The following is a 15,362-nucleotide window of genomic DNA, read 5'->3' on the forward strand; positions in this document are numbered from 1 at the left end:
CACTCACCGCCGGCAAAGCGGTGGCATTCACCATCAAGCCCGAACTGATCAAGGGCAACGAGGGCGGTACGGTGAAGGCCTCGTACCACATCGAGCGCAAGGACGGGCGGGTCAGTTATTCGCAGATTGAGGAATTCAACGTTGGCGTGAAGGCGGATCTGCAAGCTCCGCGTATCAAGGAGGCGCCGGATGACGCCATGCTGGATCCGGTCGCCGCCAAAGACACATTGACGGCACTGGTGAATTACACCGGCATGGCCGTGAACGACGTCATCACCGTCACCTTCACCGGGGCTACGGGCACGCCGGCGGGCGGCTCGCATACCGCGGCGCCCAAAACCGTGGCGGTCCTGGGCGAACAGGAAATCGCGCTGGCCAACAGCCCGCTGGCGTTCAACCTGGGCAAAGGGGTGACCGTCAGCTACACGGTGAAACAGGGCAACGCTGCGCCCATTCCCTCACCCTCCCGGCCTTTGGTCGTGGCGCCACTGACCCTGGGGCCGACGTACGCCTCGAAGATTCTTCAGGCCGCCAACAACGGTGACGGCCCGGAGCTGGACGTGAGTGCAATCACCACCACCGTGAGAACCCACTCCCCCAACTGGCCACTGATCGCCCTCAAACAATATGTGTGGCTGCGGTTCAGGGGCACCCAGTCCAGCGGCGCCGCATACGACAAATTCATCTTCCAGCCGCCGGGTTCCGTCACCAATCCAGGCTGGGTCACCAGTGATTACGAGTACAACGTTCCGGCAGCGGTGGTGAACGAGATCAAGGGCCTGAAACATGGCTCGTCGTTCACCGTGGAGTTCAAGGCCGGCCTGAGCGGCACTCAACAGGAAGCGGATGCCGTCACCTTCCCGGTGCGCACCTACACCATCAAAGCCGTGGAAGACCTGAAACCCGCCATCACCCGTGCGGAAGACTCCAGAGGCACCGAGATCGCGCCTGGCGGCATCACCGCCGACCCCGTTGTCAAACTGACCGGCACGGCTGCCAAGGATCAAAAGCTCGAGGTTTTCGACGGCACGACGTCCAAAGGACAGGCCACAGCCAATGCATCCGGCCTCTGGGAACTGCGCATGACGGCGCTGAGCGTCGCCGCGCACACGTTCAGAGCCAGGGCCTTGTATGGGTCAAATCTGGAGTCGGAGGCCAGGACGCTTACGGTGACGGCCCTGATCGCACCGACGCTGGTCAACGTACTGGACGCGGCCGGTACACCGGTTCCGGAAGGCGGGGTTACCACCAGCACGACATTGAAACTGTCGGGCAAGGCGAGCAACGGTCAGCGCGTCGAGATCTTCGACGGCAATGGTTCAGGTGCGGTTTCCAAGGGCATTGCAACCGCGCATGCAACGACAGGCGATTGGGAGCACACCATCACCGTCGCCGCAGGCGCGCGCCGGTTGTATGCGAAGTCGCTGTATCACAGCAGCGATACCTACTCCGACGTGCGAAATCTGTCCGTGGTGGCAGCCACCGCCCCCACTATCACCTCGGTGAAAGGCTTGCCGAGCAACGTCGAGATTCCCAACGGTGGAACTATCATTGAAACCGCCGTGCTGCTGACCGGCTCTGCTGCCCAGAGCCAAAAAGTCGAAGTCTTTGATGGCACTACATCCAAGGGTGAAGCTACTGCCAATGCGACGTCTGGAGTCTGGACATTGAACGTATCCCCTCTGAGCCAAGGTCTGCACAGCTTCAAGGCTAAGGCTTTGTATGATCCAGGCGTGGAATCCGATCCCAGAACTCTGACGGTTGTGGCTCTCATCGATCCGACAATCACTTCGATCAAAGACAACTGGGGTACAGAAATTCTGAATAACGCTTTAACCAAAGCAACCACATTGGCATTCACGGGCAAAGCGACTGCTAACATGACAGTGGAGCTACGCGACAAAGGCGTGGTAATAGTTCCGTTGATCAACGTCGGCTCCACTGGAGAATGGACGCATACTCTTTCCAACCCGACACGAGGAACTCATAGTTATACGGTCAAAGCGAAGTACGGAAATTCGCCAGAATCAAGTGTTCGTTCATTAACCGTTATCAACCTTACAACCGGCATTGAGTCTTTCCCGGCCAGTACTTCCTTCGAACTGAGAAGAATCGGGGATATTTACACGAGTGTCAGTGGACTGGAATTTACTTTAACGACTCAAGTCGAAGCCAATCTTGGCGTGATGGCGAACAGAACCACGATCGATAACAAATTGTATAACTACCACTCAACCGCACGAATCAAGCTCATAAATGGCTACGCACAATCACTCTCCATCTGGTACTTACCGGGTGAGGGAAGCCAAGTATTTCGAATTACTTTTTTCGACCTTAACAACAAAGACATATATTCCGAAGTTATTACAAACAAACACCAACCGGCGCAATACAACTTTTCAGCTCCTGCCGATTCAGAAATTTCCTATTTTGACATTCACGACCAGACATCCATCGGCGCATGCTTCATTACTCAGTTCCAATGGGGATAGAAGGAGGGACAAGATAAACTCGCTCAACAGAACAACGGCCCACGGGCCGTTTTTCAGTAGCTGGCCTCCTCACTGCCCAGACCACTCGTCGAAAACCCACCCACACCTGTCAGATCTGACAGTAGCCCGCATCCCCAACCTGAGGCCCAATAAAAACTTCGCTCGCCGATGGCCACGCGCTCGCTCAGGAGTTTTGTCATGCCTTCCCACCGTCCGTTTCTGCTTCCCTGGCTCAACAACGAAAACAGTCTGCTGGCCCTGCGACCGTTACAGATTGCCGGCATGGTCACGCCGATCACCGTTGCCGATGGCGGGATCAACAAGTCGGTGGTCGACGAAAACAGCGCCGGAATCCTGAGCGTGATCATTGCTTACCTGGAGATGCAGGAAGGCGACACACATGCCATTTACTGGAATGACGTCGAGGTGTTAACCCGCACCGTCGAGCCAGGGGAAGTCGACAAAAACCTGTTTTTCTATCTGCCGAAAACTCTGTTCGACCCAGGGTTCCCGACCTGCTACTACCAGTTGACGCGCAAGGGTGAAACCACCCCGGACGACCCGGCGGTGCCGCTGTTGCTGAAGGTCAAAACCAACGCGCCCGGGGGGCGCGACAAAGCGCCGAATGACCCCGACGGGCATTCCGAACTGCACAAGCCGCAATTGCCACAGGAGATCATCGATCAAGGCGTGATCGACAAGGACTGGGCGGAAAAAGGCGTGCCCCTCACGATCCCGGTCTACCCGGACATCGAGGCGGGCGATGTCATTCTGGTGTATTGGGGCAGTTGGATTCTGAATGGCCACGTCGTCACTCAAGACGAAGCCGACGGCAAAGTGCCGATCGTGATCATTGTGACGCATGACGACATCCTGGCCGGCGGCGACAGTGATTCGCTGGAAATCAAATACATGCCCCATGACGACGTGTGGAACTGGGCCTCCCGACATTCGAAACGCACCTCGATTGCCGTCGACGCCGGGGGCTGGCGGCTGGAGGCGCCGCTGGTCAAGCAAGCGGTCAACGGCATCCTGGTGATTGAGGATCTGAAGAAAGAAAACGTCATCGTGCAGATCATCATCGACTCCACGAATTTCAAACTGGGCGATACCGTGACCATGACCTGGATCGGTATTCCGTTCAGCGGCCCACCGCTGACTCGCAAAGAGTCGAAACAGGTGGAAAGCGTTCCGCACATCATGGAGTTTGAGGTGCCTTACGAAGAGGTAAGGGCGATTGCCATGGGCACGGCGGATGTCGCCTATGTGCTGACGACCCAGGACGCCACACTCTCCTCCAAACGGCGGTTCGTCCAGGTCATTGGCGATCCCTCGCAGTTGCCCGAACCGGTCATCCTCGAACTGATGGGCGACACCCTCGAACCCCATCACGATGTGGCCAGCGTGGTGGTGCGCTATCCGGGCATCCAGAGTGGCGACTTCGTGGTCTGTCACTGGCGGGGCACAACTGTCAGTGGCACGCCCTATCTGCATGAAGAATCCCACACCGTCACCGGTAACGAAGCGGACGCCGGGCAGATCGGTTTTTATGTGAAGAATGAGCACATCGTCGTCCTCAACGGTGGACGGCTGGACGTGTCCTACAGCGTGTCCAACGATGATCGGGCGGTGTATGCCGTCAGCGAGTCGGAACGTCTGCTGGCCAAGGTGCAAGCGATCAGCGCGACACTGCCCAGCCCGAAAGTCGAAGAAGCGCCGGACGATGTGCTGGATCCGGACAGGATGTTCGATTTCGTCCATGTCCTTGTCCGCTATCCCGGCACCGCCAAGGGCGACATCCTGCGGTATTACTGGCAAGGTCCGCTCGGCAGCACCAGCGACGAGATCCCCATCACTCTCCCGATTGTCGGTCAAGCGGTGCGCTTCAGGGTCTCGGAAGATCACGTCATCCCCAATATCGGCCGGCAAGTCAACGTCCGTTATTCGCTGTGGCGTGCGGCCACCCAACGCTATGACTATTCGGCCACCCTCAATCTGCTGATCGGGGAGCCGATCGGCGACCTGCCTCCACCTGCAGTCATCCAGGCGCCCGATGATGTGCTGGACCCGATGGATGCCTTGAGCGGCGTCGACGTCGAGGTCAGCTACCCGAGCATGAAAGAAGCGCTGGACACCCTCACCCTCAAATGGCTCGGCACACCGAACGGGACCTCGGAGGACATGGAACTGCCCGCCGATGCCAGTGGCACCGTCACCTTTCATGTCGATCCAGCGCTGGTCGGCCCCAACATCGGCCGCTGGCTCACGGTCAGCTATGAGGTCGAGCGCTACAATTTCAGCACCCCTTCGGACGCGCGGAATGTCTTCGTCTCGACTTTCAACGATCCCGAAAACCAACTGCCCCGGCCTGAAGTGCCCCAAGCCAAAGACAGCGTGCTGGACCTGATGACGTTTACCGGCAATGCCAACGCGCGGGTTGCCCGCTGGCCGTACATTGCACTCAAGCAGCGCCTGTGGCTGCGCCTGGAAGGCCGGACGGAAACGGGCTCGACCCACCTCATCAAACTGCTCGATGGCGTGGAAATCACGACGGCGCAGGTCGCCAGCGGCCTCGATGAAATCCTGCTCAGAAGCGAGCTGATGAAACTTGGCCATCGCAGCCCGGCCACGGTGATCGGCGCCATCGCGTTCGATGGCTCGAGTCAGCAAGACACCGCCCTCGAACTGCCGCGCCTACAACTGGAAGTCGCCACCCGTTACGACTGGGTGACGCCGGAAATCACCGGCGTGCGCGATGCGTTCGGCGAGGTGGCGGAAGGAGGCGACACCTTCGAACAGCAAGTGACCGTCAGCGGCACAGCGACCCGGGGAGAAGAAATCGAGCTGTTCGACGGCTCGACATCGCTGGGCAAGGCCGATGTCGGCACCGATTGGGGCTGGAGCAAAGTCCTCGGCAACCTCGCCTTCAAGGATTATCACCTCACCGCCCGGGCGCTTTATCCGGCGGATCCGGTCGACAGTCAGATACGCGCCTTCTCGGTGAAGCAAGCGATCCCGCCGACCATCGACAATGTCACCGACACCTGGGGCAATGTCGCGGACAACGGCATCACGTTCGACCGCAGCGTCACCGTCAGCGGCAAGGCCAGCCCAGGGCAGAACGTGCAACTGTTCGACGGCGCCACGCCGCTGCCTGCGCCCACGCCGGTCGACGGCCAGGGCGAATGGCGCCAGACCCTCAGCAACCTGGGCCTTGGCGCGCACGCGATCAAGGTGCGGGCGCTGTATGGTCAGCAGCCTGAATCCGCGCTGCGCCACTTCACCGTGGCGCAGGCGATCACGCCGGACATCACCGAAATCAGGGACATCAAAGGTGTCATTCCACCCAATGGCACGACCTACGAAAAGTCCGTCACCATCACCGGCACCGCCAGCCCCAATCAGACCGTGCGCCTGCATAACGGCAGCATCCCGTTGGCGCCTGATGTCACGGTCGACAACCTGGGTGTCTGGCGCCATACCCTCAGCAATCTGAGCGTCGCGACGTACAACATCAAGGCCCAGGCGCTGTACGCGTCAAACCCGGAATCGGCGCCGCAGGCCTTTACCGTGGCGGTCGCCACGGCCCCCAACATCACCAGCGTCACCGACTCCGTTGGCGAGGTGCAGCAAAACAGCTCGACCTTCGATACCAGCGTCACCCTCACCGGCAGCGCCGATGCCAATCAGATCGTGCTGCTCTATGACGGAACGACGCCGCTGTCTCCGCCCACCCAAGTCGACGACAAGGGCATCTGGCGCAAGGTCGTCAGTGGCTTGAGCCTCGGCGTGCATAACCTCAAAGCCGTGGCGCAGTACGGGGCACAACCGGAATCAGGGATCCGCACCTTTACCGTGGCGGTCGCCACCGCACCCGAGATCACCAACGTCACGGACTCGCAAGGTGACGTCGTGCCCAACGGGACCACGTTCGACACCAGTGTCGTCGTCCGGGGCACGGCCATTGCCAATCTGACCGTGCAGCTCTACGACAACAATGTTCCACAAACTCCCGTCCTGAACGTCGGCAGCGACGGCATCTGGACCAAAACCCTGGTCGGCCTGAGTGCCACGACGCACAACCTCCAGGTCAAGGCGTTGTACGGCTCGCAGCCGGTGTCGAACACCCGGACGTTCACCGTCGCCGTCGCCCAGCCGCCAGCCATCACGCGCGTCGCTGACGCTGCCGGCAACATCGCGAACGGCGGCACCACCTACTACACCAGCGTGACGGTCACCGGCAGCGCCAGCCGCAATCAGTCCGTGCAGGTTTACGACAACGGTATCGCGCAGGCGCCCGCCACAGCCGTCGATAACAATGGCACCTGGAACAAGGCCCTCGCCAACCTGAGTCTTGGCACACACCGCATCAAGGCCAGGGCGCTGTACGGAACGCAGCCGGAAACCGCCGAACACGGGTTTACCGTGGCGGCGCACATCGGGCCTTTCCTCGATTCGGTCAGGGACTCGCGCGGAGAACTGCAGAACGGCAGCACGACCATCGACACCACGGTAACGCTGCAAGGCCGGGTAACGCCTTCGCATCAGGTGCAGATCTACGACAACAACGCGGCGAAACATACCGTCACCGCTTCGAACACCGGCGCCTGGACAACCACCCTGGGAGTGGCCGTTGGCGCTCACAATGTCCTGGCGAAAGCCCTCACGACCGGGCAGAACTCCAATACCCGAAGTTTTACCGTCAACGCACCGACGCCGCCGTTGAACTTCGACACCAGCCCCGTAGACCTGAACGGCAAAATCTATCTGCTGCCCGTCCATCCCCACGCCCTTCCGGTGTTTGGTCCGGGAACCTCGATCCAGCGCCAGGCCAGCGCAGGGGTGCCGGGCTACACCTACACCAGCAGCGACGACAAGATAGCGGTGGTGAATGCGGCGGGGCTGGTCACCGTCCGGGGGAACGGCAGTGCGACCATTACCGTCAGGGACAGTGCCGGTCAGAGCAAGAGCTATACCGTGACGGTGAGAGGCGTCATCCACTGCTACCCGCTCGGTCGAAGTGTCTTGGGGATCATCATGCGCGACGCCGCCAACATTGGCGCCCATGTACCCTCACTGGAGCAGTTACGAGAGATACAGAGTTTTTATCCCAACAACTGGCCCATGGGTAATGACGATTATTGGTCATACAATCACGCATCGTTCGGCCGGTACTACGTGAGAAACCTGGTTACAGGGCAAGAGCGGCTGTTGGGAGAGTTGGTCAGCGCCAGTGGAATCGGAGTCAAATGAAGCAACAACCCTGACCTCCAGGCAAAAAAAAAGCGCCTCGCATCCGCGAGGCGCTTTTCAATTTCCGGTTCGGCAATGATCAGAAGGCGTAGCGCAGACCGACGTTGCCGCCCCACGGCTGCTCGATGTGCTCGCCGTTGCTGTAGTCGAGGTCGACATGCACCTGCCACTTCTCGGACATGGCCACCGCCACACCGGCGCCCAACTCCATGCGACTGCCCGACAGGTCGTTGTTGAAGGTGTTGTTGTTGACCTTCACCTCGTTGTTGTTGGCGAACTCGTGGGCCAGGGCGGCTCGCAGATACGGCTGGGCGATAGCGCCATCTCCCAGCTCGAAGTTGCGTCCGAGCGTGGCCCCGACCTTGCCCAGCAGCGAACGGGCACGATCGCCATCGGCCTGCATATCGTTGTCGAGGCTGAAGCGCTTGCCCTGGATCTGCGCGAGCAGCACCTTGGCAAACGGCTCGACGTAATAGTCATTGTCCAGTTTGACGTGCCGGCCGAACTCCGCCGACGCACTGACGCCCCAGTTGTCGTAGTCGCCCTTGGTGCGGGTGCCGTCGCTCAGGCTGACCTTGGCTTCATTGCGAAAGCGGTTGAACTTCAGCACGCCGTCGGCGTAGTAGCCGCTGTCCGGTTCCACCCAGGTCACGTACGGCCCGAAGGAGTAGCTCTTGACCGTACCGGAAGTGCCGTGATCGAGGTTCAGGTCGGACTCGCTGAAACCACCCATCAGCCCCACCAGCACGTTGCTCTCACCCACGCGGGTATCGGCCCCGAGGGAAAACCCTCGCTGATTCTGCTGATACGCCGTACCGGAACCGGCGGCGACGTTGTACTGGTTGCCAAAGGTACGGATCCACGCTCCCGCCAGCCCACCGTTGAAACGCAACTCGCCCATGCGACTGCGCCACGAAGCGTCTTCGCCCATGATCACGGTGATCGGTGTGCCAGCGAGGGCAAGTACCGCGCTGGCACCCGGACTGATGGTTTTAGTGGTCGGATCGAGATACCAGTCAGTACCGCCCGTTCCGTCGGCGCGCTGGGCCAGGTCGTAGGACCAGGCACCGAGATCGACGCGGCCGCCGCGCAAGGCAAACTGCGCATCCCCGGCGGCGGTGTGGACCAGCGTCAGCTCCTGCGGATTCACCGCATCCAGCCCCGATGCCGCCACCAGCAAACCGAATTGCCCGGAAGCCACACCCGTGACATTGAGAAAGTCATGCTGGCCCGTGGCGAAATTGCCCTTCATCTCCAGCGTGCTGGAACCGTCGTGCGAACCCGCCAGCGTACCGACGTTCAACTGGTAGAAAGTGTCCGGCGCGTTCTGCGCCCCGAAGCGCACCGTCCCGCCGTTCATGGCCAGGGTGCCCACGCTGTCACTGGCGGTGAGGGTCCAGAGCGAACCGCTGTTGACGGTGACACCATTGACCTTGTCGAGACGACCGGTGAACTGCGAACCGTTGTTCAGGGTCACGTTGGCGGTCGACCCGTCTTCGACCAGCACATCACCGGTCATCCGGCCCTGATCGAAGGTGAGATTGCCGGTGCTGTTGCCGGCGATGTTGATGTTGCCTTGCAGGGTGCTGTTGTTGACGGTCATGGCAGCGGTGGAGGCCCCTTGCACGTCGAGCAGGAGGTTGTTGCCGGCGAGCAGAGTCGAGTTGTTGAGTACCTCGATGCTCGCCTCCACGGCGTCCTCGATCAGAATGGCCGACCCGGCCCGGCCTTGCAGGGTCGCGCCATTCAGGCTCAGGCGAGTGTCGCCGAGGCCCGCTCCATCAGCCGCAATCCGCGCACCGTTTTCACCGCCGCTGATGGTGGTGCCATTGGCACGCACATCGCCGCCAAAAAACTGGATACCGGTGCTGCTGGCCTGAGTGCCAGTGACAGTGCCACCGTTGAGCACCAGCGAACTCAACCCGGTGATCAACGCACCGGACGTACCGCCAGTGATCGTACTGTTGCCGACAACAGCCGTGGAACCGGTGGTCGTCGGTCCCTGACGGACCACCGAAAGCGCCGCGCCACTGCCGGTCACTGTTGCGCCGTCCACGGTGATATCGCCGTTGATTGCGTTGATGCCGCTGTTACCGTTGCGGCCGGCAAACGTACCGCCGACAGCATTGAGCGTAGCGCCCGATTGAACGAACACTTCGAACGTCTGCGCGGCATTGGTATTCAGAACTCCGCCATTGACCAGGTAATTATCAGGAGAAGTGGAAGCATCGATGTTCAGGGTCTGCCCCGGATTCACCGTGGTCAACGCCTGAGCCAGCGGGCTCAAAAGAAAGATGGGAAAAAAAAGCACAAGGTTCATCATTCGTGCGGGATACGCCATAGATACGACAGGCAAACAACGCTTCATGACAGTAACTCCATAAGACCGTAAATTAATTGCCCCTCAAGGCGAGGCGCGCAGTCTATTGCTCCACTTCACTTATCTATGTAGGACAAGTCCTAACGCCGACGAGAAAAGTCCTCATTAAATGTCAGCCAGACACCACCTCAACGAAGGTCCTACATTTCCAAAGGGCTGAATACACAATCGGAATCGATAGAAAAAAGGAAGATAAACATCTTCCTTTTTTCATTTCGGCTTATTCACTCATCATGGCAGCGGACAATCATTGCCTTGCCCATCGCGGACAACTACCTCGACCGTATGTGCATTTGAAGTTTCATCACGTCCGCCGACAGTCACTTCATAACTGATTGTTCCGTTACCATCCCGGATAGGTTTCAATGCTGCGTCGTGTGGCAAATAAACCGTCGTGCCATTGAGATGTTCGCCACCGCTCAATGTTTTGGTGAACTCATAATCCGGCACTGGTACAGGGCCTGTATCGTCAAAAGCATTACCGGTCCACTTGAATTTCAGGGTCATGGCATCTTCCAGAGGCGCCCCGCCTTTGACACCGACCACGGCTGCCCAACCAACGTTGGAAATATTTCTCAGGGACGAGCAATTCAAGTACTCGGTGCCCCCGATAGTCTGCACAAAGTTGACTTTCACTTCCGGTAGGGTGACCGCAATAACGTGAACATCGACCGGCTGACGCAGGGAGTTATTGGAGTTCCCTGGCGGCAGGCCAGGGTTGGTGATTTCGTAGTGGACCGGAAGCGCAGCGTTATTGCCCTGGTCGCGAATCAAGGCCCAGGGAATTGTGAATTCAATCGGATCCCCGTCCGCTTCGTTACCGGTAACCGTGTATATGCCGCCCGGCACCAGCACTTTGTTCCAGTACAACTGGTAGACATCCCCCGTAGCACGGTCATCCGAAACCGTGGTGGCTGCCGTACCGTCCTCATTGACGTCCACCAACTCGAACTTGTTGGGATCAGTGGTGTTCTTGGCCTGAGTGGTCACCGGTGCCAGTTTCGGGTTGCCGGTTTCCGGATCATCGGGATCATCCGGTCCCGGGCCAGCGCGCCGGAGGTCGACATTGACAGGGGCAAATGTCGGTCCCGGGTACTCCTGATTACCGCGCCTCACCAGGTAACTCACGGTAACCGCTCGGGGTCCCAGGCCATTGCGTTTCACATCGGCAAACGGGATATCAAAAAGCCACGGCGCGCCATCGGATGCTCGTTTTTCCGGCTGGACGATGCCATCCCAGGTCAACTGGATTCGATCCGAAGGGTTGATATTGTCATAGGCGTCGACCTGCGCCAGCACGTCCGGAATGGCGTCCTTGATATCAATCAGCCGGTCAGGATCAGGCGCTTCATCCACTTTCAGATCTTTCAGGTTGGCGGGGGCGGCAGTCAGTTCGACAACGACACCCAACTCGTGCGAAACCGGCCCCTCGTTACCTGTCCGATCGATCATCTTGTAATACAGAATCTGCTCGCCTTCGCCGCCGGCCTCGACCTGAGCCTTGGTCAAGGTCACCGTCATGGGTGAGTTTGAATTGTCCAGCGCCGTGTAGGTTCCGATCAGTCTGCCCGGCACACTTTTCCCGTAATAGACCTCAATGACATCATCCACTCTTCGATCACTGTGCCGGGGAATGGTCAACACGATATCGGGATCGGCATCCAGTCGCTCTTTGGTGATACGCCCATCCGCGTATTCCGTTGGCAGCTCTATCTCGGCACCTGCCACATTCTTGTTGGGGGCTTCCTTGTCGATAAAAATGGAAACGGGCTGATCGTAATTCGTAGGGTTGCCGGCATAGATGAGCCTGTAACTCAGAGAATGACGCCCCTCCCCGCTCGTATCAGCGCCTTTCAATACCAGTGTCTGGGTAGTGTCCACAGGTGTGATTGCACTGATCTCATCCCCGGCAGGCACACCGTCCCATAAAAGTTGCAGATAAATCTCCCGCCCTGCGGGTACAGGCGGAGACAACTCCAGAACCTCTTCAATCAGGACGTTGTTATCCACGCCCTGAAAAGCCTTTGGCAACATGTTGGGCTCATCCCCGACAACGTCGGGTAAAAGATTCTGGAGTTGCGGGGAAGTGGACACCCTTTGGAACTTTGCAAGTCGGGCGGCCTTTGCGGCGGCGCGTCCTGGATCATTATCGATCACTCTTTTGAATTCAGACATTTTTCTTCTCCGAAACTAATTAGTTACTTGAAATTACTTTCCACGACCCAAGCAACTACCCAAAACCGCAATACCATTGCGACCCTGAATATCGCCAATCTCTTTAAACCTACAACTTACAACTCATTCGCCCCAAACAGGATCCGGACAATCAACTTCATTGGTTGGCGAACAAACTTCTCCGCTGGGCATGGTTCGGTTAATGATCACGAAGTCCGGTCGTGAACGTCCGACGCTGCCGTTCTGTTTCGCCAGTTCGTAGCGCACCAGCGCCGAGCCGTTATTGACCATGGGCGCAATCAGCGCTTCAAAGTCGTCGACGACGATGTCGAAGCCCTCGACCACATCCACCGCTTCAAGCTCTTTGAAAAACGCCTTGTAGACACCGGGGATAGGGTTGGAACCGTTTTGCCCGTAACAGCCCTGCCAGTGCAGGGTGATGCTGTCCCTGACCGCGAACCGTGGATCGGGCCGGACATGGACCGTGACCCCTTCCCATAACCTTGGCACGGAACAGCAATGCAGCACGCCTTCCCTGCCGGCATGGGGAAATGTCGGTTCCTTGAGGTCGTTGAAGACCACCATGGACACCTCGACATCCGTCACCCGCGACAACTGCTCGTTCACCCCGTTGGTGGTGGTGTACCAGACCGGCAGCCGGGGGTTTTGCAGATCCGGTTCGATGTACTGCCACGGCACTTCCAGCACCAGAGGCTGACCGGCGACATCGGTCGGCTGAACGTGGTACTCGGCGACCGGTGTGGTGAATGCCCCCCAGAACAGATCGATCCGTTCATAGGCGTCGGGAACGTCGAACAGTGTCAGCAGAACCCTGGCCGGCAGCCCGTAATCGACACCGAGCAAGCGGTTTGCCTGATCGGAAACCTGACCGCGCACCTCCACCGTGGCCAGGGTCGCGTTCAACAACGCCGGTGCCAGCGGGTGATCCTGACCGGCAAGGGTCAGATCGACCGCGACAGAAATCGACGGTGCCCTGGGCGAGTAGCTCCCATCCGCGAGACGAATCCGATAGTCCACGGTGGCGCGCAGAGGCCCGTCGCCGTTCGCATGCATGGCCGTCCATGGCACCGTGACCTTTTGCGGAAAATTAGCCGGATCGACCGCGATCTCCGCCAGCTCCGTGCCGTCCCAATTGACCGCGACACTTTGCGCGGCGTCCGGAAAATCGTAGGGATCGATCTCGACGATCAAACCGTCACGCGCCTGTTGGCGATCGAGCAGCCCCCGATCCAGATCCACCCTGGGTGGCAGAAACGCGCCCGGTGCCGGCGTCAGATCGACCCGGATGGTTGCCAGTTCCGAGACTGGCCCGGTATTGCCGGCGCGGTCCCTGAGCCGGTAATACATGTAGCGCGCACCCGATGACCAGGCGCGGATCTCGTCGGCGTACACGGTGATCTGCAGGCGTTGATCGATGATGTCCTGTTGACTGAACTCCTGCTCGCGGATCTCGGTTTCGCCGCTGGGTGGCGGGTTCTTGTCCGTCCAGAAATACACCGCCCGGTCACGGGCCACCGCGTCGGTATAAAACGGCACATCGACAACGACTTGGCCATGCTGGCTCAGGTAAGCCTCGGTGATCACGCCATTGAGTTCGGCGGGAAAGATCACCGCTTTGGGCTGCTGGCCAAAATTGGGCATCGTGGTGTCGATGGTAATCAGCGTTCTGGGGGACTCCGTGGGGTTTTGCAGGCTGGGCGAAACCCGGATCGAAACCTGATAAAGGCCCTGGTTCAGGAGCGTGCGCGGGACGTAGAGCGATTGCGGCAGTGGCACCGTAACCCCGGACGGATAATCGCGCTGATCGACCGAAACGAACGTCGAGCCAAATGGCGTGAAGCCCAACTCGACCCGATCTGTACGGCCTGGAGGAAGGGTGAACTCCCAGCCCATGTACGTCACTTCCAGATCCTGGCCCAGCGCCCGGATGGGCAACAGGCCTTCCGGGTCGTCAGGGTCCAGCACCGCCGGAACCTTGGGCGCTTCAAGATCGGCCGACGGGGCTACTGCTGCTGTCTGATCGACTGGCGGTTTGGACGCTGACATCTCGCATAGTCCCTGAAAATGCAGATACCGGGTGTCGAGGCCGTCTCACTGGACGGCCTGAACGGTTGGTTCCATTTAGCGCGCGGATGGCGAACCTGCCTACTGTCAGAAATTACAGGTATTGCTACCGCTCGTCGGGAATCAGGCGGTTTTCGGTCGATGGACTTACAGAGCCGGACAGCGATTAAACGGCCATGTTGAAACAACATCCGCAGACACTCTCGAAGGCTACACATCCTTGCGTCGTTGCCTACGGCTGCGCCAGAATCCGCCGGCTTGTGCGCCTTGAGGTCGGGTTTTATCGTTTCCGGGTCGCTGACGAATCAGCGGTCGGGTTTAGCGATCCGTCCTTACGCCGAAGCAACACCCTTCTCGATTGCAGATTTGTCTGTCTGCATTTGCGTCATGGTGGCTGTGCGTGGGAGACCTTCGGGTCTACCCGGGGTTTCTGTGACCCGGATCGCTAACCTGCGTACAGCCGCCACCTTTACTTGTTTAGCGATGAGTCGTGGCGGCCTCAATCCATCACGGAGATTGCCATGATCAAACCAACACCCAACCCACCCGAAGAAAATCTGGAAACCGAATCGACCTCCCCCTACGAATCCGCCGATTCGCGAAAACTCCACGACGCCGCCGAGCGTGCCCTCGATCATTACCTCTGCCCGCCCGGCAATCCCGGCCCCAAACGCAAATCCGGCCCGATGTACGCCATCGCCCCGGACGTCGACAGTGAAGAACTGCTGGCCAACGCGAGCGAAACCCTGGCCTCGGCCAAGCACATCGCCCACGACTTCGCCAACCTGCTGCCCGCGCCCCATCGCACCACCCTGCTGGGCATTGCCCAACTGGTGATGATCGGCGAACTGGCGGTGAATCGGGCGCTGGATAATCTGGAGATCGAGGCGGACAAGCGGCTGTAGCAGGTAGCCTGATTCGTCGGTGACTGAAAGTACGCCTTCGTGGGCAAGCCCACTCCCACACTGGAAATGCCT

5 protein-coding genes and 1 pseudogene are annotated in these 15,362 nt (G+C 59.3%); 3 read left to right on the top strand and 3 right to left on the bottom strand.

What is annotated here, in order from left to right; translation table 11 throughout:
• Nucleotides 1-2,492 (top strand): annotated as a pseudogene (locus tag KVQ74_RS12130) (hypothetical protein); the annotation flags it as partial.
• Nucleotides 2,493-2,690: 198 nt separating this feature from the next.
• Entirely contained in the window at nucleotides 2,691-7,745 is a 5,055-nt protein-coding gene (locus KVQ74_RS12135) for an Ig-like domain-containing protein (protein ID WP_217831319.1), read from the top strand.
• A gap of 79 nt (nucleotides 7,746-7,824) precedes the next feature.
• Here KVQ74_RS12135 and KVQ74_RS12140 read toward each other — a convergent pair whose 3' ends face one another.
• From KVQ74_RS12140 to KVQ74_RS12150, 3 genes are all read right to left on the bottom strand, one after another.
• Nucleotides 7,825-10,065, bottom strand: coding sequence for an autotransporter outer membrane beta-barrel domain-containing protein (locus KVQ74_RS12140; RefSeq protein WP_225929978.1), 2,241 nt, complete (start codon nucleotides 10,063-10,065; stop codon nucleotides 7,825-7,827).
• A gap of 291 nt (nucleotides 10,066-10,356) precedes the next feature.
• Nucleotides 10,357-12,300: a hypothetical protein gene (locus KVQ74_RS12145; protein ID WP_217831321.1), complete on the bottom strand. Its 1,944-nt coding sequence runs from the start codon at nucleotides 12,298-12,300 to the stop codon at nucleotides 10,357-10,359.
• 123 nt (nucleotides 12,301-12,423) lie between these two features.
• The gene (locus KVQ74_RS12150) at nucleotides 12,424-14,367 is read right to left on the bottom strand and encodes a hypothetical protein (protein WP_217831322.1); all 1,944 of its coding nucleotides are present in this window, start codon (nucleotides 14,365-14,367) and stop codon (nucleotides 12,424-12,426) included.
• Nucleotides 14,368-14,906: 539 nt separating this feature from the next.
• Here KVQ74_RS12150 and KVQ74_RS12160 point away from each other — a divergent pair.
• The gene (locus KVQ74_RS12160; RefSeq protein WP_217831324.1) at nucleotides 14,907-15,290 is read left to right on the top strand and encodes a DUF6124 family protein; all 384 of its coding nucleotides are present in this window, start codon (nucleotides 14,907-14,909) and stop codon (nucleotides 15,288-15,290) included.
• Nucleotides 15,291-15,362: the final 72 nt, after the last annotated feature.

This window comes from Pseudomonas botevensis (genome assembly GCF_019145475.1).
Taxonomy (GTDB): Bacteria; Pseudomonadota; Gammaproteobacteria; order Pseudomonadales; family Pseudomonadaceae; genus Aquipseudomonas; species Aquipseudomonas botevensis.

Excerpts from the sequence above, each read along its gene's own strand:
- KVQ74_RS12135 (WP_217831319.1), top strand. The coding sequence starts at position 2,691 with ATGCCTTCCCACCGTCCGTTTCTGCTTCCCTGGCTCAACAACGAAAAC.
- KVQ74_RS12140 (WP_225929978.1), bottom strand. The coding sequence starts at position 10,065 with ATGAACCTTGTGCTTTTTTTTCCCATCTTTCTTTTGAGCCCGCTGGCT.
- KVQ74_RS12145 (WP_217831321.1), bottom strand. The coding sequence starts at position 12,300 with ATGTCTGAATTCAAAAGAGTGATCGATAATGATCCAGGACGCGCCGCC.
- KVQ74_RS12150 (WP_217831322.1), bottom strand. The coding sequence starts at position 14,367 with ATGTCAGCGTCCAAACCGCCAGTCGATCAGACAGCAGCAGTAGCCCCG.
- KVQ74_RS12160 (WP_217831324.1), top strand. The coding sequence starts at position 14,907 with ATGATCAAACCAACACCCAACCCACCCGAAGAAAATCTGGAAACCGAA.